Source organism: Nocardia thailandica NBRC 100428, from assembly GCF_000308795.1.
GTDB classification, from domain to species: domain Bacteria; phylum Actinomycetota; class Actinomycetes; order Mycobacteriales; family Mycobacteriaceae; genus Nocardia; species Nocardia thailandica.
This window is the reverse complement of record NZ_BAGK01000108.1, coordinates 13733-40220: the sequence shown is the minus strand read 5'-3', so window position 1 is coordinate 40220 and position 26488 is coordinate 13733. Positions and strand designations below refer to the sequence as shown.

The following is a 26488-nucleotide window of genomic DNA, read 5'->3' as shown; positions in this document are numbered from 1 at the left end:
AGAGCCGACTCTTCTTGATACCGCATCCATTGACGCATGCCGGATCAATCCTTGTCCGACAACACGTTCGAAGGATTTGCTGCGATGGATTCCTACATCGTGACCGGGGGGACCGGTTTCCTGGGTAAAAGGGTGCTGCGCGAGCTCCTCGCCGCCGACCCCGAGGCGGTCGTGCACGTCCTGGTGCGCGCCGAATCGCGGACCAAGCTGGAGCGCCTGGCCGCCGAGATGCCCGGCGGCGAGCGCGTTTTCGCGCTCGCCGGAGATCTGACCGCGCCGGGCCTCGGGCTGGCCGAGCCGGCGCCCGCCGCCCGGCACGTGGTGCACCTCGGGGCGGTCTACGACATGACCGCCGACGAGGCCACCGCGCACGCCGCCAACGTCGCGGGCACCCAGTCCGTCATCGAGCTGGCCCGCTCGCTCGGCGCCACCCTGCACCACGTGTCCTCGGTGGCCGTGGCGGGCGACCACCGGGGCAAGTTCTTCGAGGAGGACTTCGACCTGGGCCAGCGGCTGACCTCGCCGTATCACCGGACCAAGTTCGTGGCCGAGAAGCTGGTGCGCGAGGCCACGGACCTGAAGGTCCGCATCTATCGCCCCGCCATCGTGGTCGGCGATTCGGTCACCGGCGAGATGGACAAGATCGACGGCCCCTACTACTTCTTCACCGCGATCGCCGCGCTGGGCGGGCTGCCGGACCTGCCGGTCCCGCTGCCGGATCTGGGCGCGACCAACATCGTCCCGGTCGACTACGTGGCCGCCGCGCTGGTCACGCTGGTGCGCAAGCCGGGCCTCGACGGACGCACATTCCACCTGGTCAACCCCGAGCCGCAGCCGTTCGGCGACATCTACCGGGCGCTGGCGGCGGCCGCGGGCGCGCCGGCGGGCATCGGGCCGGTGCCGCTGAGCTCGCGCGCGCTGGCCGGGCTGTCGCACCTGCCCGGCGCGCCCGCGGTGCGCGACTTCCTGTTCGAGCAGATGGGCATCCCCGCCGCGGTCGCGCCGCACGTGTCCTTCGGCGCGCATTTCGTCGCCGAGTCGACCATCGCCCAGCTGGGCAGCCTGCGCGTGCCGCCGTTCGAGAGCTACGCCGCGACCCTGTGGCGGTACTGGCGCGACCACCTCGACCCGCACCGTGGCCGTCCGGCCGGGGACGCCGATCCGCTGGCGGGCCGGGTCGTGCTCATCACCGGGGCCTCCTCGGGCATCGGCCTGGCGACCGCGCACGCGGTGGCCCGCCGCGGCGCGACCGTGCTCATGGTGGCCCGCGGCGCGCAGGAGCTGGCGGCGGCCGCGGCGGCCGTGCGCGCCGAAGGCGGTGTGGCACACGACTATCCGTGCGACATCACCGACGCCGAGGCGGTCGACGCGCTGGTGGGCACCCTGCTGGCCGAACACGGCCACGTCGACTACCTGGTCAACAACGCGGGTCGCTCGATCCGCCGTTCGGTGGTGAACTCGGTGGACCGCATGCACGACTTCGAGCGGACCATGGCCGTGAACTACTTCGGCGCGGTCCGGCTGATCCTGGCGCTGCTGCCGTCCATGCGGGCGCGACGCTTCGGTCACGTGGTCAACATCTCCTCGATCGCCGTGCAGACCAAGGTGCCCCGCTTCGCCGCCTACGCCGCCTCGAAGTCGGCGCTGGACAACTTCAGCGAGATCGCCGCGGTGGAGAACCGCGACGCCGGGATCACCTTCACCTCGGTGCGCATGCCGCTGGTGCGCACGCCGATGATCGCCCCGACCGAGCTGTACCGGGCGCTGCCCCTGCCCGACCCCGAGCGCGCGGCCGACATCGTGGTCCGCGCCCTGCTCGAGCGGCCCGACCGGATCGACACCCCGGTCGGCACGTTCTCCCAGGCCGTGGAACTGCTGATGCCCTCGCTGAAGCGGACCATCATGCACACCGGCTACCGCCTGTTCGGCGAATCCGCGGCGGCGCGGAACGACGCGCCCGCCCCGGCTCCCGATCAGGGCGCCTCCACGTCGCGCACCCCGCTCACCGTCCTTGCTCCGGTCCTGGCTCCCCTCATGGTCATGCCGAGCCCGGCGGCGCGGGTGAGCCGGGTCCTGCCCGGCATCCACTGGTAGCGCGCACGACGGTGCCGCCGGCGGAGTGCTCCGCCGGCGGCACCACCCGCGGCCTAGAGCCGCGATCCCACAAGGTCGACGGCGGGCCCGAAGGCCCAGCCGTAGGCGGAGTGGTTGGCGTAGAAGATCCCGCCCGCGCAGATCGGATCCCCTGCGGTGCAGTAGTTTCCGGTCCGGTCGGCGTAGGCGGCGGCCACGCCGCCGCCGACCAGGCGGACCGGGTCGCCGAACAGCAACACCGCCATGACCCGCGGGGCGTACTCGATCGGCAGGACCGCGATGCCGGGCAGGATCGCCACCTGCGTCGTGCCCAGCGTGCCGTGCGCGACCAGCGCGCCCTGCGAGTAGCCGACGACGACGAAGCGCTGGTCCGGGCACGCCTCGGCCTGGGCCATGATGTGCGCGGTCATGTCGTGGGTCCCGTCGGCGACCGAGGAGGGCACCAGCAGGTCGGCCGGGTAGTTCACCCGGTAGGCGCTGGTGTCCACGCCGAGGTCGGCGGAGAGTCTCGCGTACAGCGGATCTCCCACTCCCGAACCCAGGTACCCGGGTTCGTGCGTCCCGCGTGCGACGACGACGTCGACGGTCGCGCAGTCCTGCGCCCGGGCGGTCGCGCCCAGGTTCGCCGCGGTACCGAGACCCGCGGCCAGGAGTAGCACCGTCAGCACCCGCGCTGCGTGTCCTGCTACGTGACGAATCACCTTTCGATCGGCCATTGTGCCCACCCACTCACGCCGTTGTGAGAATTGAAGAACCGAGCGATCCGCTTGTCCCACAGGGACATCCGGACCGCTCACTGCGTGGGTACCCGCCCGGGGCATCGGTATCCCCGGCGGCGGCCACCATTGTGATACGGATGCGTATCACTTGTGCGGCGCGGTTTCCCGATCGGCCCCCACGCGCCGGTGTTAGGTTCGGCGGGCGTGTGCTCATCGACCCCGGAGGACGTTCCCATGACCCCCACCAGCTCGCCGTCCGACACCGCCTTCGCGCCCGACGCCCTCGTCGTCGGCGCCGGCCTGGCCGGGCTGGTCGCCACCTACGAGCTCACCCGCGCGGGCAAACGGGTCCTTGTCCTCGATCAGGAGAACCGCGCCAACCTCGGCGGGCAGGCGTTCTGGTCGCTGGGCGGGCTGTTCCTCGTCGACAGCCCCGAGCAGCGCAGGCTCGGCATCGAGGACTCCTTCGAACTGGCCCTGCAGGACTGGCTGGGCTCGGCCGGCTTCGACCGCGACCGCGAGGACGAGTGGGCGCGCCAGTGGGCGCACGCCTACGTCCGCTTCGCCACCGACGAGAAACGGGACTACCTGCACGATCTCGGCCTGCGGGTGACGCCCCTCGTCGGCTGGGCCGAGCGCGGCGGCGGGCTCGCCGACGGGCACGGCAACTCGGTGCCGCGCTTCCATCTGACCTGGGGCACCGGTCCGGAGGTGTTGCGGGTCTTCGCCGAGCCGGTGCTGGCGGCCGAGGCGAAGGGCCTGGTGCGCTTCGCGTTCCGGCACCGGGTCGACGAACTCCTCGCCGAGGACGGCGCGATCGTCGGCGTGCGGGGCAGCGTCCTGGCCGAATCCGATACCGAGCGCGGCGTGGCGTCCAACCGGGACGTGGTCGACGAGTTCACCTTCCGCGCGCCCGCGGTGCTGGTGAGCACCGGCGGCATCGGCCACAACCACGACCTCATCCGCCGCAACTGGCCCGTCGACCGGCTCGGGCCCTGCCCACAGACCCTCATCTCCGGCGTACCCGCCTACGTCGACGGCCGCATGCTCGGCATCGCCGAGGCGGCGGGCGGCGCCATCGTGAACCGGGATCGCATGTGGCACTACACCGAAGGCATCAACAACTGGGACCCGGTGTGGCCCGACCACGCGATCCGCATCATCCCCGGCCCGTCGTCGCTGTGGTTCGACGCCACCGGACGGCGGATGCCCGCGCCGTGCTTCCCCGGCTTCGACACCAACGCCACCATGAAGCAGATCCTGTCCACCGGCTACGACTACTCGTGGTTCGTGCTCGATCAGACCATCATCGAGAAGGAGTTCGCGCTCTCGGGCTCCGAGCAGAACCCCGACATCACCGGCAAGGACCTCAAGCTCACCCTGCGCAGCCGCGTGGCCAAGGGCGCGCCCGGCCCGGTCGAGGCGTTCAAGCAGCACGGCGTCGACTTCGTGGTCGCCGACACCCTGGCCGAACTGGTCGAGGGCATGAACGCGCTCGCGCGCGGCCCGAAGCTCGATCCCGCCGAGCTGGAGCGCCAGATCCTCGCCCGCGACCGCCAGGTCACCAACGCCTACGGCAAGGACGCCCAGCTGGCGGCGATCACCAACGCGCGCAAGTACTTCGGTGACAAGGTGGGCCGCGTCGCCAAGCCGCACCGCATCCTCGACCCCGCCCACGGTCCCCTCATCGCGGTGCGCCTCAACATCCTCACCCGTAAGACGCTCGGCGGCCTGCAGACCGACCTGGACTCCCGGGTCCGCCGCCCCGACGGCACCGTGCTGCCCGGCCTCTACGCCGCGGGCGAGGTCGCCGGGTTCGGCGGCGGCGGCGTCCACGGCTACAACGCCCTGGAGGGCACGTTCCTCGGCGGCTGCATCTTCTCCGGGCGCGCGGCGGGGCGGGCCATCGCGAAGTCCGCGGCCGGGCGCGCCTGATCCACTCCCCCGGCCGTCCGGCACCGACGATGACGCGCATCCGGTTCTCCCTCGATCCCCTCGATGAGGTCGTCCCGTGGGGCGGCGAGCGGCGCCGCCTGCACTGGTTCGGGCTCACCCAGGGCCGCTACTGCCTCGACGTCGGCGACGTCACGCTGCTCGTGTACGCGCCCCGCGACGCCGACCCGGACCCCACCCGGGCCTGGGCGGACTACTACGTCGTCCGCCTGTGGGAGGACCTGCTCGAGGTCCTGCCCTCGGCCCTCGACCCGGTCCCCCCAGACCTCGCCCCGTTCTTCGCCGGCGGCGCCGAGGGCTGGTTCGGCGCACACGATCCCGACGTCTTCGACGATCCCGCCGTCGCGGCCGCCGCCGACGCGCACGCCGACCGCGCGCTCGACACCGGCTACCTGCGTTTCGGTCCGGCGCTGCGCTGGTGGCGCACCGTCGAACCCGAGGACACGATGCACCTCGCGTGGCGGCACACCCCGGACCCGGACGGCGAGATCGTCTTCGCCGCACCGGTATCGGGGACGCGGTCGGTCCCCACGGCCGAGTTCGTCGAGGCGATCACCGATTTCGATCGGCGGCTGACAGCGGCCATGCGGGACCGCATCGAGCAGGTCGCCGCCGTCGGCACCGCCCCGGACGTCGATCTCGACCTTCCCGCCCTGCGGCGGGAACACGAGCAGCGCCGGACCTGGCTGTCCCGCGCGACGTCCCGGCGGGAGCGCACCGACTGGGCGGCCGTCCGCGCGGGCGTCGCGACTCTCACCACATCCACCCCTGGGCGATCATGACGTGCTCGGCGAGGTCTTCGAGGGCGATCGACCGGGCTACTCAGGCGCCGCCGCCGAAGCCGAACTCGTTGCCGTCGGGGTCGCGGAAGATCACCTTGCGCGACGGCCCGTAGTCCTCGCGGGCGTCTGGCGTGAGGCCACGGGACGCGATGGCGGCGAGGCGGTCGTCGAGGTCGGGCACGTAGAGCAGGCACAGGCCGTGCCCGGCGTCGGCCGGCCGCACCACCACGTACACGTACTGATGCGGCCCCGCTTCCCACACCGCCTCCACGGCGTCGGGGCGGAAGGCGGGCTCGGCGCCGAACAACCGCGAGTACCACGCCACCGCGGCCTCGTAGTCTCGTACCGGCATGCCCGCGAACAGATCCGTGGTCATGGCCGCGATGCTAGCGGCGAGCGCGGGGGACGCCGGTGCGACGCACGCGGACCCGGGCACTATTCGGGCGGCGGTTGCAGGGCCGGGTACCAGATGTCGGTGAGGACCTCGGCGGCCTGCTCGGCGGAGACCTCGATCGTGCCGCGCATCGCCCACATGGTGAAGAAGCGCTCGAGCTGGGCCACGAGCAGGCCGATGCGCAGGCGCGCCTCGTCGCGGCGGGACTCCGGCCAGCGGGCCAGGTAGTGGGGCATGCTGTCGGCCAGCCCCATCACCCCCTCGCGGGCGATGTCGCGGAACTCCGGTTCCAGCGCGGCCGCCTCGTCCCAGGCGGGCAGCATGTCCTTGTTGGCGAAGAACCAGTCGATGGCCGCGCTGGTCCAGGCGGCGAACTCCGCGCGCGCCCCGGTGGCCAGCACCGCGTCCAGGTCGGCATAGGACTGGCGGACCGTGGCCAGGGTGCCCTCGGCGGCGATGGCGCGCAGCACTTCCGGCTTGCCGGTGAAGTGCAGGTAGAAGGTGGCGCGGCTGCAGCCGACCGCGGCGGCGATGTCGTCGACGCGCACCCCGGAGTAGCCCTGGGTCTCGAAGAGCTGGCGCGCGGTGTCCACGATGCGCGCCCGCGTCGCGCGCTTCTGTTCCTCGCGCAGCGACGCCTTGCGAGCGGGCCCGGGATCTGTCGGCATGCCGCCACTATAGCCGTTGCGCAGACAGTTCGACCATTCACTAGACGCTGTGTCCAGCCAGTGTTACGGTGTGTCCTGGGTCACGGTCATCGACGACCGGCCCCCACAGGAGTACTGCATGAACACATCGTCTCTGCCCCGGGTGTGCGTCATCGGCGCCGGACCGTCGGGCATCACCGCCGCCAAACGCCTTGCCGTGCACGGCATCCCGTTCGACTGCTACGAGGCTTCCGACGAAGTCGGCGGGAACTGGTATTACCGCAACCCCAACGGCATGTCGGCCTGCTATCAGAGCCTGCACATCGACACCTCCAAGTACCGCCTGCAGTTCGAGGACTTCCCCGCGCCGGCCGAGTGGCCGGACTTCCCCCACCACTCCCAGCTGCTGCGGTACTTCAAGGACTATGTCGACCACTTCGGCCTCCGCGACCGGATCCGCTTCTCCACCCGGGTCGTCGCCGCCGAGCGCGACGGCGACGGGCTCTGGCGCATCACCACCGACGCGGGCGACACCGAGGTCTACGACGCCCTCGTGGTGTGCAACGGGCATCACTGGGACCCGCGCATGCCCGACTACCCGGGCGCATTCGACGGCGTGCTGATGCACAGCCACGCCTACAACGACCCCTTCGACCCGGTCGACATGCGCGGCAAGCGCATCGTGGTCGTCGGCATGGGCAACTCCGGGCTCGACATCGCCTCGGAGCTGTCGCAGCGCTTCCTGGCAGGCAAGCTGTTCGTCTCGGCCCGCCGGGGCGTGTGGGTGCTGCCCAAGTACGTCAACGGGCAGGCGGGCGACCGGCGGTCGGTGCCGCGCTGGATCCCGTCGTGGTTGTCGCTGCGGCTCAAGCAGCGTTTCGTCCGCCGCAACCGCGGCGACATGAGCAACTACGGCCTGCCGCAGCCGGACCATCTGCCCTTCGAGGCCCACCCCTCGGCCAGCGAGGAGTTCCTGCACCGCGCGGGCTGCGGCGACGTGGTGTGCAAACCGGCCATCACCCGCCTCGACGGCTCGCGGGTGCACTTCGCCGACGGCAGCGTCGAGGAGATCGACGTGGTGCTGTGCGCCACCGGCTATCACATCAGCTTCCCGTTCTTCGACGACCCGGACCTGCTGCCCGACGCCGAGAACCGGTTGCCGCTGTTCGAGATGATCATGCAGCCCGGCATCGACAACCTGTTCCACCTCGGCCTCGCCCAGCCGATGCCGACGCTGGTGAACTTCGCCGAACAGCAGAGCAAGTTCGTGGCCGCCTATCTCACCGGCCGCTACCACCTGCCCTCCCCGGAGCGCATGCGCGCGCGGATCGAGGCCGACCAGGCGCGTCGCGCCGGGCGCTACTACCGCTCCCCCCGCCACACCATCCAGACCGAGTTCGAACCCTATGTGCGCGGCCTGACCCGGGAGCTGGCGCGGGGCGCCAAGCGAGCCGCCGCGGCCGGGCACACCCTGCCCGTACCCGCGCGGGCGACGGTCGAGGTCGCGCGATGAGCGGCGTCTCGGGCCACTGCGCCGACGAATTCGCCGGCGTGCGTGAGTGCTTCGAGAACCTGATCGCGTCCGGGGACGAGCTCGGCGCCTCGCTGTGCGTGACCGTGGACGGCGAGGCGGTCGCCGACCTCTGGGGCGGCTGTGCCGATCCGGGCCGAACGCGCCCGTGGCGCGAGGACACCCTGGTCAACGTCTTCTCCCTGACCAAGACCATGACCGCGCTGTGCGTGCTGCTGCTGGCCGAACGGGGCGCGCTCGAGCTGGACCGGCCGGTGGCCGCGTACTGGCCCGAGTTCGCCGCGGCGGGCAAGGGCGGCATCGAGATCCGGCACCTGCTCGCCCATACCTCCGGCGTCTCGGGCTGGGACCGGCCGATCGAGCTGACCGACATCTACGACGCCGAGGCCGCCGAGGACCGGCTGGCCCGGCAGGCGCCGTGGTGGGAGCCGGGCACCGCCTCGGGCTATCACGCCCTCAACTACGGTCACCTGCTCGGTGCGGTCGTGCGCCGGGTCACGGGACGCTCGCTTGGCCGCTTCTTCGCCGAGGAACTGGCGGGCCCGCTCGGCGCCGACTTCCACATCGGCCTCGCTCCCGCCGACCACGACCGCGTCGCCACCCTCGTGCCGCCCGAACTACCGAGCCTGGACCTGGCCGCCCTCGACCAGGACACCGTCCTGGTCAAGACGCTGACCAGCCCGCTGCTCGACCTGGCCGAAACCGCCTCGCCCGCCTGGCGTTCGGCCGAGATCGGCGCGGTCAACGGGCACGGCAACGCCCGCTCGGTCGCCCGCGTCCAATCGGTGGTCTCCTGCGGCGGCACGCTCGGGGGCCGCACGTTCCTGTCGCCGCCGGTGCTGCGGCGCGTCTTCGACCAGCAGAGCGACGGCGTCGACCTCGCGCTGCTGACCCCGCTGCGCTTCGGCATCGGCTACGGGCTGGCGCACCCGCAGACGACTCCGTACCTGCCGGAGGGCCGGGTGTGCTGGTGGGCGGGCTACGGCGGATCCATCGTCGTCAACGACCTGGATCGCCGGATGACGGTGGCCTACACCATGAATCGCATGGCGCCCGGCCTCGTCGGCTCCGACCGGTCGACCGCGTACGTGCGGGCCGCCTACGCGGCGCTGGGGGTGCGGGTGTGACCAGCATGCGCGCCTGGCAGCTGACCGGGCCCGGCACCCTGGAGCTGCGGACCGTCCCGGTGCCCGAACCCGGCCCGGGCGAGGTCCTGGTGCGGGTCGGCGCGGCGGGGATCTGCCATTCCGACTCCTTCGTACTCGGTCTGCCGTTCGCGCTCTCGCCCGAGCCGCTGACCCTGGGCCACGAGATCGCGGGCACCGTGGAGGTGACCGGCCCGCACGTGCCGGTGGAGCGGGTCGGCGAGCGTGGGGTGGTCTACCTGTGCTGGTCGTGCGGGCAGTGCCGGGCCTGCGCGGCGGGCCACGAGAACGTCTGCCACGCGGCGGGCCGCACCGCCATGCCGCCGTGCCCGGGACTCGGGCCGCCCGGCGGCATGGCCGATTTCGTGGTGGTGCCCGCGCGGGCCTTCGTCCCGATCGGCGACGACCTGGATTTCGCCCACGCCGCTCCGCTGGCCGACGCGGCGCTGACCTCCCTGCACGCGGTGCGCGGGACCCTGGACCGGCTCGGCCCCGGCAGCACCGCGGTGGCCATCGGCATCGGCGGCCTCGGGCACGTCGCGGTGCAGGTGCTGCGCGCCCTCACCCCGGCCCGGGTACTGGCGGTCGATCTCACCGACGACAAGCTGGCCCTGGCCCGCGACTGCGGCGCCACCGCCACCTTCGCCGCGGGCGCCGACACCGCGGCCGCGATCCTCGCCCAGACCGGCGGGCGCGGCGCCGAGGCGGTCTTCGACTTCGTCGGCACCGACGACACGGCCCGCCTCGCGGTCTCGGTCGTCGCGCCCGACGGCGCCTACCGGATGGTCGGGCTCGGCGGCGGCATCCCGGGCATCGACGCGGGCCCCGCGGGCGGCCCCGGCCTGCCCTGGGGCGCGACCGTCCGCAAGTCCTACGCGGGGACCCGCTCGGACCTGTTCGCCGCCGTCGACCTGGCCCGCTCCGGGCGCCTCACGCTCGCGGTGGACACCTTCGCCTTCGCCGACGCCCTCGCCGCCTTCGACCTCCTCGACCGGGGCCGCGTCCGCGGCCGCGCGGTCCTGCTCCCCTGAACGAAAGAAGAGACACCCGCCATGACCGACGACCTCCAGACAATGATCGACCGGGTGGTGGCCGGGCTGACCGGCCCCGGCGGCGCCTTCGAGCTGACCGTGGAACCCGTACTCGGCCGGCCCCTCCCGATCCTCGCGCACCGGCGCCGCAGCACCCGCGCGCTGCTCGAGGACTCCCTGGACTGGGGCGAGCGCGACTACCTGGTGACCGCCGACCGCCGGATCACCTTCGCCGAGCACGGCGTCCGGGTCGGCGCGCTGGCCAGGGAACTGGCCGCGCGCCACGGGGTCGGCCCCGGCGACCGGGTGGGCATCCTGGCCGCGAACAGCCCCGAGTGGGTGATCGCCTTCTGGGCGGCGCAGTGCCTCGGCGCGATCGCGGTCGGCTACAACGCCTGGTGGTCACCGCGCGAGATCGCCTACGGTGTCGGTCACACGACGCCGAAGGTGGTGGTCGCCGATGCCAAACGCGCGGCGGCGCTGGCCGAATCGGGCGCGGAGGTCCCCGTGCTCACCACCGACGAGGTCGCCGCGCTCGACACACCGGGCGAGCTGCCCGACACCCCCGTCGCCGAGGACGATCCCGCCGTCGTCCTCTACACCAGCGGCACCTCCGGGCGCCCCAAGGGCGTCACCCATTCGCACCGCAACCTCGTGGCGGTGGCGGGCTATCACCGCTTCACCGAGGCCATGTCGGCCGCCTTCACCGGCCGCGGCGGCGGGGACGGCCCCAGCGAGCTGCGCTACCTGCTGACCCTGCCGCTGTTCCACATCGCCAGCCTGCACAATCTGGTCATCCCCCGGCTGACCACCGGCGCCACCGTGGTCATCCACGAGGGCGCCTTCGAACCGGCCGCGCTGCTGGAGCTGCTGGCCGCCGAACGGGTCACCAACTGGGCGGTCGTGCCGACCATGGCGAGCAGGCTGCTCGAGGTCGACATGTCCGCCTACGACCTGTCGGCGCTGACGGCGCTCTCGCTCAACGCCGCGCCGTCCTCGCCCGCGCTGCTGGAACGGCTGCGCGCCGGGCTCCCGTCCGCCTCGATCGCGCTGACCACCAGCTACGGGCAGACCGAGAGCGGCACCGCCGCGACCGTGGCGACGCCGCTGGATCTGGCCGTGGATCCGGCCTCGGTCGGCAGACCCATCTTCTGCGCCGAGGTACAGATCCGCGACGCCGACGGCGCCGTCCTCCCCGACGGGCAGTCGGGGGAGATCCACGTGCGCAGCCCGTACGTCATGCTCGGCTACTGGAACGACGACCAGGCCACCGCCGCGGCTCTCGACGGCGAACGCTGGCTGCGCACCGGCGATTTCGGCGTGCTGTCCGAGGGCAGGCTGACCCTCGACGGCCGCCGCACCGACCTCATCCTGCGCGGCGGCGAGAACGTGTATCCGACCGAGATCGAGTACGTGCTCGACGAACATCCCGCCGTCCGCGAGTCGGCCGTGCTGGGCGTGCCGCACGAGGACCTCGGGCAGGAGGTCGCCGCGGTGCTGGTCGTCGCGGACCCCGACGCGGTCGACCTGGCGGAGGTGGCGGCCTTCGCCGCCGAGCGACTCGCCTATTTCAAGGTGCCCGCCCGCTGGCGCGTGACCACCGATCCCCTCCCCCGCAACGCCACCGGCAAGGTCGTGCGGCGCGAGATCGCCGTCTGACCGGCACCCGAAGGTTCTGTGAGAGAGGCTTTTCCGATGTACGACACCATCATCGCCGGCGCCCGGTGGTTCGACGGGACCGGTGCCGCGTCGGCCGTGCGCGACATCGGCCTGCGCGACGGCCGCGTCGCGGCGATCTCGGCCACGCCGCTCGACGCCGCGGGCTGCCCGCGGGTGATCGACGCCGCCGGGCAGTGGGTCCTGCCCGGCTTCGTCGACATCCACACCCACTACGACGTCGAGGTGCTGCTGAATCCGGGTGTGCCGGAATCGGTCAGGCACGGGGTGACCACCATCCTGCTCGGATCGTGCTCGCTGTCGACCGTGCACGTCGACCCCGAGACCGCGGGCGACCTGTTCGGCCGGGTCGAGGCGATCCCGCGCGGGCACGTCATCGACGCCGTCGCCGAGCACCGGACCTGGAACTCGGCCCACGAGTACGCCGAGGCGCTGGCGGCGCGGCCGCTCGGCCCGAACGTCGCCGCCTTCCTCGGCCATTCCGACATCCGGGCCGCAGGCATGGGCCTGGATCGCGCGACCCGCCGCGAGGTGCGCCCCGACGCCGCCGAACTCGAGGTGATGCGCGCCCGGCTCATCGAGGCACTCGACGCGGGTTTCGTCGGGATGTCCTCGCAGCAGTTGCTGTTCGACAAGCTCGACGGCCACACGTGCCGGTCGCGCACGCTGCCGTCCACCTATGCCACGAGCGCCGAGCGCAGCCTGCTCAACACGGTCCTGCGCGGGCGCGGCCGCGCCCTGCAGGGCGGCCCCGACGTGGCGCGTCCCCAGAGCCTGGTGGCGATGGCGCTCAGCAGCGTCGGGCTGTGGCGGGACCCGCTCAAGGTCAGCCTGCTCTCGGCGGCCGACATCAAGGCGATCCCCGGTGTCGCCACGCTGTTCCCAGTCGTGGCGCGGGCGATCAACGCGCTCGGCGGCGACTTCCGGTGGCAGCATCTGCCGGTGCCGTTCGAGGTCTACGCCGACGGTATCGACCTGGTGGTGTTCGAGGAGTTCGGGTCCGGCGCGGCCGCCCTGCACCTGGCCGACCAGGTCGACGAGCGCCGGGAACTGTTGCGCAGCGAGAGCTATCGGCGCGCCTTCCGCAAGGACTACGACAAGAAGTACGGGCCCCGGGTGTGGCACCGCGACTTCTTCGACGCCGAGATCGTGGCCTGCCCGCGGGAATCGGTGGTGGGCAAGACCTTCGGCGCGGTCGGGGTCGAACGCGGCGTGCATCCGGTCGACGCCTTCCTCGATCTCGTCGTCGAGTACGGCACCGAGGTCCGCTGGCGTACCACCATCTCCAACCACCGGCCCCGCGTCCTGGACAAGCTCGCCGCCGATCCCGGTGTGCAGCTGGGCTTCTCCGACGCGGGCGCGCACCTGCGCAACATGGCCTTCTACAACTACCCGTTGCGGTTCCTGCGGCGGGTCCGCGACGCCGAGCGCGCCGGGCGTCCGTTCCTGTCCGCCGAGCGGGCCGTCCACCGGCTCACCGGCGAACTCGCCGACTGGTACGGCCTCGACGCGGGCCGCCTGCGCGTCGGCGACCGCGCCGACCTGGTCGTGCTCGACCCCGAGCGCCTCGACGACTCCCTCGACGCCTACGCCGAGGCGCCCGCCGCCTGCTACGACGGCCTCTCGCGCATGGTGAACCGCAACGACGACACCGTCACCGCGGTCTTCGTCGGCGGCACCTACGTCTTCGGCGCCGGGACGGCCGCGCCGGAACTGGGCAGCGTCCGCACCGGCGAGTTCCTGCGGGCCGGCTGAACGAGCACCGCGCCGCCACCGTCCCGCCGCCCGGTCCGGGCGGCGGGACGGTGCCGCGCGATGCCGTGCACGGGATCCGTTGCCGCGTAAGGTGACTCGGGCACGGTCACGGGGCGGGAGGTCGCCACGACCGCCGGCGCGGTGGCAGCGGCGGTCGTGGCCCGGGGGTGGTCAGCGGCCGTGGCGGGGGAACAGGGCGCGGCCGGCCTCCTGCGCGACCTCGGCGAGGGCGCGGGCCAGGCGGGCGGTGTCCAGGGCGGTGCGCTCGCCGTCGATCCCGCCCGAGAGCGAGATGGCGGCCACCGCGGCGCCGCGCCCGCGGATCGGCACGGCCACACACCCGATGCCGGGCACCGTCTCCTCGGAGTCGACGGCCACGCCCTGGCGGTTGCGGATGCGGGTGAGTTCGCGGTGCAGTTCGGCGCGGTCGTTGATGGTGCGCGGGGTCGGCGGGGAGGCCGAGCCGCGCAGCGAGGCCTCGGCGATGCCCGGTTCCAGCGTGGCCAGCAGCGCCTTGCCGACGGCGGTGCTGTGGGCGGGCATGCGCCCGCCGACGCGGGTCGGGATCGGCACCTTGCTGCGGCCGCCCGCGCGGTCAAGGAACAGCACCTCGCGCCCGTCCAGGACGGCCAGGTGGCCGGTCAGGCCGGTGCGCTGGGTCAGCTCGTAGAGCAGCGGGCCGACGACCTCGCGCAGTTCGTTGTGCTCGGCGGCCAGGCCGCCCAGTTCGAGCAGCCGCATGCCGAGCCGGTATCCACCGGGGGTGTGCGCGAGCCAGCGCAGCCGGATCATCTGGTCGAGGATGCGGTGCACGGTGGAGCGCGGTAGACCGGTGCGCTCCGCCAGGCCGAGTAGGGTCAGGGTGGGAGTGGTCGAGTCGAAGGCGTCGAGGATCAGCGTCATCCGCTCGATCATCGACACGGGCGGTGCGGCGGCCGGAAACGGCTCGGCCACATAGTCGACCGTCATCAGAAAGGAACCTCCCAGTTGTAGCGGGTACAGACTAGAACCGCGAGGCCCGCTGATGCACCATTTCGCCCGACTCGTTCACACGCCGGGTACATCAGGACACACTTCGGGTCCGAAAACGCCGCAAATTCCGGACTGCGGGGCCCTCCGCCGGAGTCTCGCCGGTGTCAGCGGCCGCGTTCGAGGATCGCGGCCCGCTCCACGAGCACCGCGGCGGCGTCGGTCGGCGGCGCGCCCCGCCGCCAGACCGCACGGAACTTGCGGGAGAGCCGGCCCGCCTCGGCCACCGGGACGGTGACCAGCGTGCCCGCGGCGAGATCGGGCGCGGCCACCAGGCGGCTCAGTACCGCCGGGGCCATCCCCGACTTCACGGCGGCCAGGATGGCGACCGCCGAACCCAGTTCCGCGGCAGGCGCGGCGACGGCGGCGTGGCCTGCCAGCAGCGCCCACACGGTGTCGCGGGTGCCCGAGCCGGGTTCGCGCCACAGCAGCGCGGTCGCCGCCAGCTCGGACAGCGGCAGCGGCGCGGTCCTGGCGGCCCACGGATGGCCGGGCGCCACGACGACCACCAGGTCGTCGGCGCCGAGCACCCGGGTGCCGAGCCCGGCGGGCGCGTGCGGCCCCTCCACGAAGCCCAGGTCCGCCGCGCCCGAACGCACGAGCGCCGCGACCTGGCTCGAGTTCTCGACCTCGAGGGAGACGACCACGTCGGGGCGGTCGGTGCGCAGCGCGGCCAGCCAGAACGGGACCCGGTGATCGGCAATGGTTTTCGAGGCGGCGATGCGCAGCCGGGGCGCGTCGTGGGCGCGCAGGGCGGTCACCCCCGCCATGAGCTCGGCGGCGGAGGCCAGCACCAGCCGCGCCTGCCCGACCACCGCGCCGCCCGCGTCGGTGAGCACCGACCCGGTCGGGCCCCGGTCGACCAGCGTGAGCCCCAGCCGCCGCTCCAGCGCGCTGATCCGCATGCTCGCCGCGGGCTGGGTGATCCCGTGCCGCCGCGCCGCCGCGCCGAGGCTGCCCAGCTCGGCGACGGAGACGAGCAGGTCGAGGACCTCCAGGTCGGGTGTGCCCGGCGGAAGGATCATGGTGCCAACCTAGCGGTTCGTGCCTCGCCCCCGTGCCGCCACCCATAAGCCACACTGATGGGCACCTGTCGAATCGACGGCTACCGGACCACCCGGCCCGGCCCGAGGCTGAAGGGGTGAATCGTGTCTCCGCTCTCGCCCCGGGTCTCGCGCTGGCCGCGCTGCTCGCCTGCCTCGCCACGCCGCTGGGCCGGATGCTGCCCATGATCGGCACGCCGGTGTTCGCGCTCGTGCTCGGCGCGGCGGCGGGGGCCGTGCTGCGGCGCACCGCCCCGCTCCGCTTCGAGGCGGGGCTCGAGCTCGCGCGGCAGCGCCTGCTGGCGGGGGCGATCGTGCTGCTCGGCCTGTGCCTGCCGATGGGGGCGGTGCTGACCGTCGGCCGCGACACCGCGGTCGTGCTCGTCGGCACGCTGGTCGTCGGCGGCGTCGCCGCGCTGATCGTGGGCCGCCTGCTGGCCGTCGACCCCGAGTCGGCGACCCTCGTCGCGGTGGGCACCACCATCTGCGGCGCCTCGGCCATCGCCGCCGCCACGGCCGTGCTGCGGCCGCGGCGGCAGCGAGTGGCCTACGCGCTGGGCACGATCTTCGTCTTCAACATCGTCGCGGTGCTCGCCTTCCCCCCGCTGGGCCGGGCGCTGGGCATGTCGGACCGGGCGTTCGGGCTGTGGGCGGGCACCGCGATCAACGACACGTCCTCGGTGCTGGCCGCGGGCGTCGTCTTCGGCACGGCCGCCGCCCAGTTCGCGATCGTGGTGAAGCTGGTGCGCAGCCTGGCGATCGTGCCGCTGTGTATCGGGCTGCACCTGGGCAGGCGCAGGCTCGGCGCGGGCGACGGGTCGCTGCGCGGCGCCTTCCCGCTGTTCGTCGTGCTGTTCGTGCTCGCCTCGCTCGCGGCGGGCGCCGGACTGGTTCCGGCGGCGGCGATGCCCGCGCTGAGCGCGACGAGCGGCTGGCTGGTCGCGGTCGTGCTGGTGGCCATCGGGGCCTCGCTCGGCCTCGATCGGCTGCGGGCGGCCGGACCGCGCCCGCTGGTGCTCGGCGGGCTGCTCGGGGTGATCCTCGCGCTGTCGAGCCTGGGCCTCATGGCTATCACCGGCTGGGTCTGACCAGTACCGCGACCGGTTTGTCAAGGCATCGGGTTTCACCAATTCGAACGAGTCTCCCGCAGGCCCGCGTTCGGCACACTTGGCCGCATGCCCTCCGACTACCTCGTCTGTGCCTCGCAGCGCAGTGGTAGCACCCTGCTCGTCGAATCGCTCGCCGCCACCGGCGTGGCGGGCCGCCCGCAGGAGTTCTTCCAATACTTCCCGTCCTCGTCGCAGTCGCCGCAACCGCGCGAGTGGTTCGCCGGGGTCACCGACCCGGATCTGCTGTCACTGCTGGATCCGACCGAGCCCGGCACGGTCGACCACCGCGACAGCGACCGCTGGCGGGCCGACGTGCGCGCGGGTGGCCGCACCCCCAACGGCGTGTGGGGCGGCAAGCTGATGTGGAACCAGACCCCGCTGCTGATCACCCGGACGCGCACCGCCTCGGGCTCGCTGCGCACCGCGATCCGCTCGCTGTTCGACGGCGCCGACCCGGTCTACGTCCACGTGCACCGGCCCGACGTGGTCCCGCAGGCGGTGTCGATGTGGCGCGCGGTACAGACCCGCGTCTGGCGCGACGACCCCGCGGTCGCCGGCGACGCCGACGACGGCGCGGTCTACCGGGCCGAGGGCATCGCGCACCTGGCCGCCGTCCTGCTCGAACAGCAGCGCTCCTGGCGGTCCTGGTTCGCCGCCGAGGGCATCGACCCCCTCGAGATCGACTTCCCCACGCTCGTGGCCGATCCCGCCAAGGCCACCGCCCGCGTGCTCGACGCGATCGGCCAGGACCCGAGGCTGGCCCCGCCGCCCCCGCTCAAACCCCAGTCCAACGCCCGCTCCGCGGAGTGGGTGGCGCGCTATCGCGCCGACGCCGCGCAGAACGGATACCCGGTATGACCGTCACCGACCTCGCCGTCCCCCTTCCCGAGCATCTCGACCACGTCGACGAACTGCGCGCCCTCGAGGCCGAGGCGGTCCACATCATCCGGGAGGTGGCCGCCGAACTCGAACGCCCGGTGCTGCTGTTCTCCGGCGGCAAGGACTCGATCGTGCTGCTGCGGCTGGCGGAGAAGGCCTTCCGGCCCGCGCCGCTGCCGTTCCCGATCCTGCACGTGGACACCGGACACAACTTCGAGGAGGTCATCGCCTTCCGCGACCGCCGGGTCGCGCCCAGCGAGCAGCATCCCGACGGCATCACCCTCATCGTCGCCTCGGTGCAGGAATCCATCGACCGCGGCCGGGTCGCCGAGTCGGCCGAACCGTCCGGTTCCCGCAACCGCCTGCAGACCCGCACCCTGCTGGACGCGCTCGAGGCGGGCGGATTCGACGCCGCCTTCGGTGGCGCCCGCCGCGACGAGGAGCGTGCTCGGGCCAAGGAGCGCGTGTTCAGCTTCCGTGACGAGTTCGGCCAGTGGGATCCGCGCGCCCAGCGCCCCGAGCCCTGGTCGCTCTACAACGGCCGGATCCGGCGCGGGGAATCGGTGCGGGTGTTCCCGCTGTCGAACTGGACCGAGCTCGACATCTGGCGCTACATCCGGCTCGAGCGGCTGGAACTGCCGTCGATCTACTTCGCCTCCGAGCGCGAGGTCTTCGACCGCGACGGCATCCTGCTGACCGTGTCCCCGTTCACCACACCGCGTCCGGGGGAGGTGGTGCGCACCGAGTCGGTGCGCTACCGCACCGTGGGCGACCTGACCATCACCGGCGCGGTCCGCTCGACCGCCACCGACATCGACTCCGTCATCGCGGAGGTGTCCGCCGCGACCGTCAGCGAGCGCGGGGAGACCCGCGCCGACGATCGCACCTCGGCCGCCGCCATGGAGGACCGCAAACGCGAGGGATACTTCTGATGACCGCCACCCTCCCCGCCGCCGACACCCGGCGCCAGCTGCTGCGCCTGGCGACCGCGGGCAGCGTCGACGACGGCAAGTCCACCCTCATCGGCCGGCTGCTGCACGACACCGGCAGCCTGCCCTCCGACCACCTGGCGGGCGTCACCTCCGACACCGGGGTCGTCGACCTCGCCGCGCTCTCGGACGGGCTGCGCGCCGAACGCGAACAGGGCATCACCATCGATGTCGCCTACCGGTTCTTCTCCACCGGAACCCGCAGCTACATCCTCGCCGACACCCCCGGTCACGAGCGCTACACCCGCAACATGTTCACCGGCGCCTCCACCGCGCACGTCGCGGTCCTGCTGGTCGACGCCCGCAACGGGGTGCTGCGCCAGACCCGCCGCCACGCGCGCATCGCGCACCTGCTCGGTGTCCCCCACGTGATCGCCGCGGTCAACAAGATCGACCTGGCCGGCTACTCGGCCGACCGCTTCGCCGAGGTGCGGGCCGAGCTGGACGAGCTGGCCACCCAGCTGGGCACCGGGCCCATCCCCGCCATCCCGGTGGCCGCCGCGCACGGCGACAACGTCGTGCACCGCTCCGGCAACACCCCCTGGTACGCGGGCCCGACCCTGCTCGAATACCTCGAGAACGTCGAACTGCACGCGCCCTCGGCCACGCCCGAGCAGCTGCGGTTGCCGGTGCAGTGGGTCTCGCGGCCCTCCGGCGGACATCGGCGCCGCTACCTGGGCCGCCTCGCCGCGGGCGCCCTCACCGTCGGCGACGAGGTGCTCGTGCTGCCCTCGGGCACGCGCAGCACCGTCACCGCCCTGGACACCCTCGACGACACCCGCCAGGTCGCGGTGGCGCCGCTGTCGGTGTCGGTGGAGCTGGCCGACGACATCGACGTGGGCCGCGGCGACGTCATCGTCAGCGGCGCGCCGGGCGCGGCGACGCCGGTGTCGGCGCGCGAGATCGAAGCCACCGTGTGCTGGCTCGGGCAGCGTCCCCTGCGGGCCGGGGACCGGGTGGCGCTCAAGCACGCGACCTCCACCGTCCGGGCGACCGTGCAATCCCTGGAACGGCGGCTCGACCCCGAGTCGCTCATCGACCAGGTGGGCCCGACCGAACTGGTGCTCAACGACATCGGCACGCTCACCCTGCGCACCGCCTCGGTCGTCATCGCCGACCGCTACGCCGACAACCGCGACACCGGCGCGTTCATCCTCATCGACGAGGCGTCCAACGACACCGTCGGCGCGGGGACGATCACCCTGGCCCGGGAAGTGGTGCCGGGCAAGGCGACCCGCAACGACATCAAGTGGCATCCGTCGTCGCTGAGCCGTGCCGAGCGCGCGCGCAAGACCGGCCAGCGCGGCGCCACGGTGTGGCTGACCGGCCTGCCCGCCTCGGGCAAGTCGACCGTCGCCGTGGCGCTCGAGCGCGCCCTGGTCACCCGGCAGCGGATGGCCTACCTGCTCGACGGCGACAACATCCGCCACGGCATCTCCGACGACCTCGGCTTCTCCCCCGGCGACCGGGCCGAGAACATCCGCCGCGTCGGCCATCTCACCCGCCTGTTCGCCGACGCCGGGGTCATCGCCATCGCCTCGATGGTCTCGCCCCTGCATTCGGACCGCCGGATCGCCCGCGAGCTCAACGAGGCCGCCGACCTGCCGTTCCTCGAGGTGCACGTGAGCACACCGCGGGTCGAGTGCGAGCGCCGCGATCCCAAGGGCCTCTACGCCAGGGCCCGCCGCGGCGAACTCGAGGGACTCACCGGCGTCGACGCGCCCTACGAGAAGCCGCTGAACCCCGACCTGCGCTTCGACACCACCGGCGCCGACATCGAGGAACTCGCCCAGCGGATCATCACCCTGCTCACCGAGCGTGGGATCCTGCCGGAATGACCTGCTGCAGCCCACGCGGTGGGGGCGACTCGCCCGAATCCGCCCCCACCCGTGGCCCCGCCCCGGCCGACCTCGGCGGCGGCGACCACCGCGTCCCCCAGGCCACCGTTCCCGCGGGCACGTTCGCGATGGGCGACGCCCACGGCGACGGCTATCGCGCCGACGGCGAGCTACCGGTCCACCCGGTGACGCTGCGCGCGTTCACCATCGACGTCACCACCGTCACCGTCGCCGACTTCGCCCGGTTCGCCGAGGCCACCGGCTACGAGACCGACGCCGAACGCCACGGCGTCTCGGCGGTCTTCCACCGCACCGCCGCCGACCCGGACGCGGGCACGCCGGTCCCCGGCACCCCCTGGTGGCTGACCGTGCCCGGCGCGTACTGGCGCGCCCCCGGCGGCCCCGGGTCGGCGGCCGCCGACGACCATCCGGTCGTGCACGTCTCCCACCACGACGCGCTGGCCTACTGCGCCTGGGCCGGTCGCGCGCTGCCCACCGAGGCCGAATGGGAGTACGCCGCCCGCGGCGGCCTGGCCGGCGCCCGCTATCCCTGGGGCGACGACCACCCCGTGCCCGGGCAGGTCACCGTCTTCGACGGCGACTTCCCCTGGTCGCCCACCGGCGAGGTGGGCACCGTCGCGGCGAAGTCGCTGGCGCCCAACGGTTTCGGCCTCTACCAGACGGTCGGCAATGTGTGGGAGTGGTGCGCCGACCGGTTCTCCGCCCGCTACTACCGCGCCTCCCCCACCCACGACCCCACCGGCCCCGAGCGGGGCAGTGCCCGCGTCCTGCGCGGCGGCAGCCACCTCTGCCACGACTCCTACTGCTACCGCTACCGGGTCGCCGCCCGCTCCCACAACACCCCCGACTCCACCGCGAGCAACATCGGCTTCCGGACCGTGGCGCCCCGCTCCTGAGCCCGGTACTGGGCAGGCGGGTTCACCGGTCCGTCCGTTGCGGAAAGTCGCGTTTTATGGCTTTCCGGCGGTGCCGTTAGCGTCGAGAACATGGAGTGGAATCTTCGGTCGGCCGGTGCGCTGGCGGCCGCGATGCGAGCGGGTGCAGTGTCCTCGGTGGAGTTGACCGACGCGGCGATCGAGGCGATCGAGCGGGCGGACGGTCCGGTCAACGCGATCTGTGTCGCGGATTTCGACCGGGCGCGCGAGGCGGCCCGCGAGGCCGACCGGGCACTGGCCAGGGGCGAGGACCGCCCGCTGCTGGGTGTCCCGATGACGGTCAAGGAGTCCTACGACGTGGCCGGTCTGCCCACCACCTGGGGCATGCCGCAGTACCGGGACTTCGTTCCCGCCGAGGACGCCGTGCAGGTGGCGCGGGTGAAGGCCGCGGGTGCGGTCGTGCTGGGGAAGACCAATGTGCCGCTGGGGCTGCAGGATCTGCAGAGCTTCAACGCGATCTACGGCACGACGAACAACCCGTGGGATCCCGGCCGAACGTCGGGCGGCTCCTCCGGCGGCTCGGCCGCGGCCCTGGCCTGCGGCTTCGGCGCGCTGTCCCTCGGCTCGGACCTGGCGGGCTCGCTGCGGACCCCCGCGCACTTCTGCGGGATCTACGCGCACAAGCCGACCGTTGGCCTGGCGGCGATGCGCGGCATGACCCCGCCGCCGGGGCCCGCCCTGCCGACCGAGGCCGACCTCGCCGTCGTCGGACCGATGGCGCGGACCGCGGGCGACCTCACGCTCCTGCTCGAGGTGATGGCCGGACCCGACCCGCTGACCGCGGGCCGCGCGCACACGGTGGCCCTGCCCCGGGCCCGCCACGACGAGCTCGCCGATTTCCGCGTCCTCGTCCTCGACGACCACCCGTTCCTCGGCACGGGATCGGCGGTGCGCGCGGGTGTGCGGCGGGTGGCCGACGCGCTCGTCGCGGGCGGCGCGCGCGTGGCACGGCACAGCCCTCTGCTGCCCGACCTCGCCGAGGCCGCCACCATCTACACGCAGCTGCTGTTCTCCGGCTCGGTGGCCCGGTTCCCCGTCGACGCCTACGAACAGCTGCGGGCGCGCGCGGGCGAGCTCGACCCGGACGACCGCAGCCTCGAGGCCACGCGCCTGCGCGCCATGGTGCTCACCCACCGCGAATGGCTCGAGGTGGCCGCCCGCCGGGAGGCCCACCGCCACGGCTGGCGGCAACTGTTCGCGCGGTTCGACGCCGTGGTGTGCCCGATCACGCCGACGCCGGCCTTCCCGCACGACCACGATCCCGATCTGCTGGCGCGCCGCCTCGACGTCGACGGCGTCGCGTACCCGTTCTTCGACCAGATCGTCTGGGCCGGCCTGGCCACCATGCCCGGCCTGCCCGCGACGGCCGTGCCGGCGGGGTCCTCGCCGGAGGGCCTGCCGGTCGGGGTGCAGCTCATCGGCCCGATGTTCGAGGACCGCACCGTCCTGCGGCTGGCCGAGCTGCTCGAGGAGCGCCTCGGCGGATTCCGGCCGCCGCGCGAGCCCCGCCGCCCGGGACGATTCGGCCGGCAGCCTGCGCCGGTCGAACCAGCGTGACGCGAACGGCTACACCGGTTCAGCCCGCGGCTTCGGCGGCCGGGGTGATGGTGCCCGGCGGCACGAGTTCGCGGCGGTCGCCCTGGGGGCGCCGCGAGGGCAGGTCCTCCTCGTCGCGCACGATCGCCTGCTTGGCGAAATAGGCGGCCATGAAACGCTGGGCGATGGCGGTGCCGGTGCGGTCGTCGGGGACGATGTCGTTGGTGTCGGCCCGCCAGTCCGCGAGCAGCCCGGAGAGGCGGCGCGCGACCCACTGGTAGGCGGGCTCCTCGGCCACGTTGTGGCGCTCGTACGGGTCCACCGCCAGGTCGTAGAGCTCGCGCCGGGGACGCGGGGCCTCGACCGCGTCCCGGTCGAGCACCCGGCCGCTCGGGCTGTCGGCGATGTCGAGCGGCAGCAGCAGCGCGGGCCGGTCGGCGAGGTTCTCGATGTAGCTGAATTCCTTGGTGCGCACGGCCCGGATGGGGTCGAACGCGTCGTGGTAGGTCTTCTGGGTGAACAGCTCGCTGCGGATCGGGTCACCGTGGCCTTCGAGCAGTTCCGGCGCGTGGGATTCGCCGTCGACGCCGTGCGGGACCGGCACCGACAGCAGGTCGAGCAGGGTCGGGGTCAGGTCGACGCCGGAGAACAGGTCGTCGTACACCCGCGGCGCAAGCCCGCGCCGCCGGGGCGGGCGGACGATGAGCGCGACGCCGGTTCCTTCGGCGTAGAGGGTCGACTTGGCGCGGGGGAAGGCCAGGCCGTGATCGGTGACGAAGACGATCCAGGTCGTCTCCGCGAGGCCGAGCTCGGCGACGGTGTCGAGCAGCCGGCCGACGGCCGCGTCGGCCTGGGTGATGCTGCCGTGCAGGCCGGCCAGGTCCTCACGCACCTGCGGCTCGTCGGGCAGGAACCCCGGGACGCCGAGGGTGGCGGGGTCGGCGTGCTCGTACTGGTCGACCGGGTAGGGCCGATGCGTCTCGAAGAACCCGGCGGTGAGGAAGAACGGCCCCTCCTGCGCGGCGGTGTCACGCAGCCATTCCTGCGAGCGGGCGACCACGTAGTCGCACAGCGAGTCCGACACGTCGACGGTGTCGAAGCCGAGGCGGGTGGGGTCGGCGCTCTCGTGCTGCATCCCGAACAGCGCGGTCCGGTATCCGGCGTCGCCGAGCAGGCTCGGCAGGGTACGGACGTGGTCGTGGTATTCGAAACCGTGGTGTGCCAGGCCGACCAGGCCGTTGCGGTGCGGGTGCAGGCCGGTGAACAGCGACCCGCGGGCGGGCGAGCACAGCGGCGCGGTGGCGTGGGCGTCGGTGAAGCGGATGCCCTCGGCGGCGAGCCGGTCGAGGTTCGGGCTGTGCACGCCCTGCGCGCCGTAGCAGGTCAGGTGGCGGCCCAGGTCGTGCCAGTGCACCAGGATCACGTTCTCGCGCGCGCTGTGCCGGTCCGCGTTCTCACCGTCGAGGGTCATCTTCCGATCGTGCCAGTGCAACCCGTTCCAGTGGCCGATTGGAATCAGACTGAATTCAACGGGTACCGGTGTCGGTATCGCGTCAGGGCGCCCCGCCCAGCAGTTCGTCGGCGCGGGCGAGCGCGGCGTCGAGTTCGCCGGTCAGGCCGTCGAAGACCGCCACGTCGGGGAGCATGCTCTCCATCTCCGCGCGCAGGGCGTCGAGCTCGGCGATCGCCGGGTCGATGTCGGCCCAGGCCACCGCGTCGCACCACCAGCCGTCACCGGCGATCCAGGAGCGCAGGATGTCGCGGACCAGCCGCAGGTCGGGAGTGTAGAGCTGGCGCCGGAGCGGACCGTGGACGTGCTCGACCTCGTAGACCCCGTCCGCGGCCCGCCGGGCGCGCACGGAGTCGGTACCGCCGCGGGTCATGACCAGCAGCGTGGGCGGTTCCGGTGGGTGCACGGTGTCAGTCTGGACCCGTGCGCGTCGCGACGCCAGGTGAACGGCCGAAAAACGGCGAGGTGGGCGCGCCCGCGGGAGGGGTCCGGCCGGAAGCGGTCTCGCGCAGCCGCTCGCGGAAGTGCGGGCACGCGCGGAAGTCCTCCGCGTCGCAGTGCAGGGCGTGCGTGACGGCATCGAGTGCCAGTTGCGTGCGGGCGAGGCGGTCGGCCAGCCGGGCGCGGTGTGCCTCGAGGATGTCGTGGCGGGCCCGCCTGGTCGGGGCCGCTGCGAACATCAGGGCGATGTCGTCGAGGGACAGGCCCGCTTCCTTGCCGAGCACGATCATCGCGACGGCGTCCAGATCGGCCGCGCGATAACGACGCCTGCCCGCCGCGTCCCGGTCCGGGGCCAGCAGGCCCTCGGACTCCCAGTGCCGCAGGACATGGGTGGCCAGGCCGAAGCGCTCGGCCACCGCACCGATCGGCAGCGCGTCCTCGGGCATGGTCGCCACTCTACGGTTCGGCGGTGTAGCGGGTGACGAGCGCGACCGGATGCCTGCGCGGGCGGACCGGAGTCACCGTCACTGTGGCGAAACGATCGCCGAGCGCGGCCCGCGCGGCCCGCGCCCGGGCGAAGCGGAAGTCGTAGACCATGAGCCTGCCCTGCGGGCGCAGCACCCGGCGCAGCTCACGCGCGGCCGCGGGCAGGTCGGGCCATTCGTGCATGCTCAGGCTCGACACGACCGTGTCGAACGCGCCGTCGGGGAACGGGAGTTCGGCGACGTCGGCGACGACCAGCGCGGCCCCGTCCACCCGGCGGCGCGCGAGGTCGATCATGTGCGGCGACAGGTCCGCGCCGTGCAGGCGCAGCTCGGGGCGCCGGGCGGCCAGTTCCGCGAGGAGGCGGCCGGGTCCGGTGCCGATGTCGAGCACCGTCCCGCCGGGCGCGGTGGCGTCGGCGGTGTCGGCGGCGATCCGCCGGTGGAGGCCGTGCAGCAGGCGGGAGGCACGGCGGTCGTAGCCGGCGCTGCGCCGGGCGTCGAACGTGGTCATCACTGGTCCCTCGGGTCGGATCGGCGGGGTCGCGTCGAGCGTGCCGCTTCAGGTCGACCTGAAGTCAAGGCCGCCCGGCGCGCGGGCCGCCGTGCCCGGACCGGTCGGCGGCCCGGCACGGTAGGCTGCCCCGAACCGGACAAATCCGTGCTTGCAGGGAGGTAGTCATGGGAATCGTTCATCGCCTGATCGCCACGGCGGGCATCGCCGCGGGCCTCACCGTTGCCGCGACCGGCATCGCCGCCGCCGAATCCGAGCCCGAGCAGCCGAAGTGCCCGCTCACCCAGTTCATCGAGACCTGGCCGCCCGCCCCCGCGGGCTGCAACGACTGGTGGGAGCCGATCGAGGAATCCGTCGAGGACTCGGTGCCCCCGCAGGTCGAGGGCGTCTTCGACGCCTTCGACGACTGGTGCGAGGGCGACGCCGACTGAGCC

24 protein-coding genes are annotated in these 26488 nt (G+C 73.1%); 15 read left to right on the top strand and 9 right to left on the bottom strand.

Features of this window, described 5'->3' with window-relative positions; all coding sequences use genetic code 11:
• Positions 1-84: 84 nt before the first annotated feature.
• Positions 85-2094, top strand: coding sequence for an SDR family oxidoreductase (locus ON36_RS11390; RefSeq protein ID WP_043651154.1), 2010 nt, complete (start codon positions 85-87; stop codon positions 2092-2094).
• Between the two features lie 53 nt (positions 2095-2147).
• Here ON36_RS11390 and ON36_RS11385 read toward each other — a convergent pair whose 3' ends face one another.
• Positions 2148-2762 (bottom strand): cutinase family protein, encoded by a 615-nt coding sequence (locus tag ON36_RS11385; RefSeq protein WP_043651152.1) that lies wholly within the window; start codon positions 2760-2762, stop codon positions 2148-2150.
• A 285-nt stretch (positions 2763-3047) separates the two neighbouring features.
• Here ON36_RS11385 and ON36_RS11380 point away from each other — a divergent pair, with 285 nt between their 5' ends.
• Together ON36_RS11380 and ON36_RS11375 are read left to right on the top strand one after the other, a co-directional pair.
• Positions 3048-4748, top strand: a complete 1701-nt coding sequence (locus ON36_RS11380) for an FAD-binding dehydrogenase (RefSeq protein ID WP_043651149.1) — start codon at positions 3048-3050, stop codon at positions 4746-4748.
• 29 nt (positions 4749-4777) lie between these two features.
• On the top strand, positions 4778-5548 hold the full coding sequence (locus ON36_RS11375) for a DUF5984 family protein (protein WP_043651148.1): 771 nt from the start codon (positions 4778-4780) through the stop codon (positions 5546-5548).
• Between the two features lie 40 nt (positions 5549-5588).
• On the opposite strand, the gene ON36_RS11370 is transcribed toward ON36_RS11375, so the two are convergent.
• The gene (locus tag ON36_RS11370) at positions 5589-5924 is read right to left on the bottom strand and encodes a VOC family protein (RefSeq protein ID WP_043651146.1); all 336 of its coding nucleotides are present in this window, start codon (positions 5922-5924) and stop codon (positions 5589-5591) included.
• 59 nt (positions 5925-5983) lie between these two features.
• The gene (locus ON36_RS11365; RefSeq protein ID WP_043651144.1) at positions 5984-6610 is read right to left on the bottom strand and encodes a TetR/AcrR family transcriptional regulator; all 627 of its coding nucleotides are present in this window, start codon (positions 6608-6610) and stop codon (positions 5984-5986) included.
• Positions 6611-6728: 118 nt separating this feature from the next.
• Here ON36_RS11365 and ON36_RS11360 point away from each other — a divergent pair, with 118 nt between their 5' ends.
• The 5 genes from ON36_RS11360 to ON36_RS11340 are packed head-to-tail and all read left to right on the top strand — an operon-like array spanning position 6729 to position 13728.
• A complete protein-coding gene (locus ON36_RS11360) occupies positions 6729-8102 on the top strand; it encodes a flavin-containing monooxygenase (RefSeq protein WP_043651142.1) in 1374 nt (457 codons plus the stop codon).
• Positions 8099-9247 (top strand): EstA family serine hydrolase, encoded by a 1149-nt coding sequence (locus ON36_RS11355; RefSeq protein ID WP_043651140.1) that lies wholly within the window; start codon positions 8099-8101, stop codon positions 9245-9247. Before ON36_RS11360 ends, ON36_RS11355 begins: the two co-directional genes overlap by 4 nt.
• 5 nt (positions 9248-9252) lie before the next feature.
• Entirely contained in the window at positions 9253-10296 is a 1044-nt protein-coding gene (locus tag ON36_RS11350; protein ID WP_043651203.1) for an alcohol dehydrogenase catalytic domain-containing protein, read from the top strand.
• Between the two features lie 21 nt (positions 10297-10317).
• Positions 10318-11955 carry a steroid-24-oyl-CoA synthetase gene (gene casG, locus ON36_RS11345; RefSeq protein ID WP_043651139.1) on the top strand — a complete coding sequence of 546 codons (1638 nt, stop codon included), beginning with the start codon at positions 10318-10320 and terminating at the stop codon, positions 11953-11955.
• A 36-nt stretch (positions 11956-11991) separates the two neighbouring features.
• Positions 11992-13728 (top strand): N-acyl-D-amino-acid deacylase family protein, encoded by a 1737-nt coding sequence (locus ON36_RS11340; protein ID WP_043651137.1) that lies wholly within the window; start codon positions 11992-11994, stop codon positions 13726-13728.
• Between the two features lie 171 nt (positions 13729-13899).
• On the opposite strand, the gene ON36_RS11335 is transcribed toward ON36_RS11340, so the two are convergent.
• Both ON36_RS11335 and ON36_RS11330 read right to left on the bottom strand, forming a co-directional pair.
• Positions 13900-14697: an IclR family transcriptional regulator gene (locus ON36_RS11335; RefSeq protein WP_043651136.1), complete on the bottom strand. Its 798-nt coding sequence runs from the start codon at positions 14695-14697 to the stop codon at positions 13900-13902.
• Positions 14698-14864: 167 nt separating this feature from the next.
• Positions 14865-15782, bottom strand: coding sequence for a LysR family transcriptional regulator (locus tag ON36_RS11330; RefSeq protein ID WP_043651134.1), 918 nt, complete (start codon positions 15780-15782; stop codon positions 14865-14867).
• A gap of 116 nt (positions 15783-15898) precedes the next feature.
• Here ON36_RS11330 and ON36_RS11325 point away from each other — a divergent pair, with 116 nt between their 5' ends.
• The 6 genes from ON36_RS11325 to ON36_RS11300 all read left to right on the top strand — a co-directional run bounded on the left by ON36_RS11325 (position 15899) and on the right by ON36_RS11300 (position 23128).
• Positions 15899-16888, top strand: a complete 990-nt coding sequence (locus ON36_RS11325; protein ID WP_043651132.1) for a YeiH family protein — start codon at positions 15899-15901, stop codon at positions 16886-16888.
• 87 nt (positions 16889-16975) lie between these two features.
• Positions 16976-17767, top strand: coding sequence for a trehalose 2-sulfotransferase (gene stf0, locus ON36_RS11320; RefSeq protein WP_043651129.1), 792 nt, complete (start codon positions 16976-16978; stop codon positions 17765-17767).
• Positions 17764-18720 carry a sulfate adenylyltransferase subunit CysD gene (cysD, locus tag ON36_RS11315; RefSeq protein ID WP_043651127.1) on the top strand — a complete coding sequence of 319 codons (957 nt, stop codon included), beginning with the start codon at positions 17764-17766 and terminating at the stop codon, positions 18718-18720. Before stf0 ends, cysD begins: the two co-directional genes overlap by 4 nt.
• A complete protein-coding gene (gene cysC / locus ON36_RS11310; protein WP_043651124.1) occupies positions 18720-20615 on the top strand; it encodes an adenylyl-sulfate kinase in 1896 nt (631 codons plus the stop codon). The genes cysD and cysC overlap by 1 nt, the downstream gene beginning before the upstream one ends.
• Positions 20612-21532 (top strand): formylglycine-generating enzyme family protein, encoded by a 921-nt coding sequence (locus ON36_RS11305; RefSeq protein ID WP_083885064.1) that lies wholly within the window; start codon positions 20612-20614, stop codon positions 21530-21532. Before cysC ends, ON36_RS11305 begins: the two co-directional genes overlap by 4 nt.
• 90 nt (positions 21533-21622) lie before the next feature.
• Positions 21623-23128 (top strand): amidase, encoded by a 1506-nt coding sequence (locus ON36_RS11300; protein ID WP_052313868.1) that lies wholly within the window; start codon positions 21623-21625, stop codon positions 23126-23128.
• 19 nt (positions 23129-23147) lie between these two features.
• Here ON36_RS11300 and ON36_RS11295 read toward each other — a convergent pair whose 3' ends face one another.
• The 4 genes from ON36_RS11295 to ON36_RS11280 all read right to left on the bottom strand — a co-directional run bounded on the left by ON36_RS11295 (position 23148) and on the right by ON36_RS11280 (position 26054).
• A complete protein-coding gene (locus ON36_RS11295) occupies positions 23148-24578 on the bottom strand; it encodes a sulfatase family protein (protein WP_043651122.1) in 1431 nt (476 codons plus the stop codon).
• 82 nt (positions 24579-24660) lie between these two features.
• Positions 24661-25023, bottom strand: a complete 363-nt coding sequence (locus ON36_RS11290) for a hypothetical protein (RefSeq protein ID WP_157224844.1) — start codon at positions 25021-25023, stop codon at positions 24661-24663.
• Between the two features lie 4 nt (positions 25024-25027).
• Positions 25028-25504, bottom strand: a complete 477-nt coding sequence (locus ON36_RS11285) for a MerR family transcriptional regulator (protein ID WP_052313873.1) — start codon at positions 25502-25504, stop codon at positions 25028-25030.
• A gap of 10 nt (positions 25505-25514) precedes the next feature.
• The gene (locus tag ON36_RS11280; RefSeq protein ID WP_043651119.1) at positions 25515-26054 is read right to left on the bottom strand and encodes a class I SAM-dependent methyltransferase; all 540 of its coding nucleotides are present in this window, start codon (positions 26052-26054) and stop codon (positions 25515-25517) included.
• 167 nt (positions 26055-26221) lie between these two features.
• On the opposite strand from ON36_RS11280, the gene ON36_RS11275 reads away from it, so the two are divergent.
• Complete coding sequence (locus ON36_RS11275; protein WP_043651116.1) at positions 26222-26485, top strand: hypothetical protein; 264 nt, start codon at positions 26222-26224, stop codon at positions 26483-26485.
• The last annotated feature ends 3 nt before the right edge of the window (positions 26486-26488 follow it).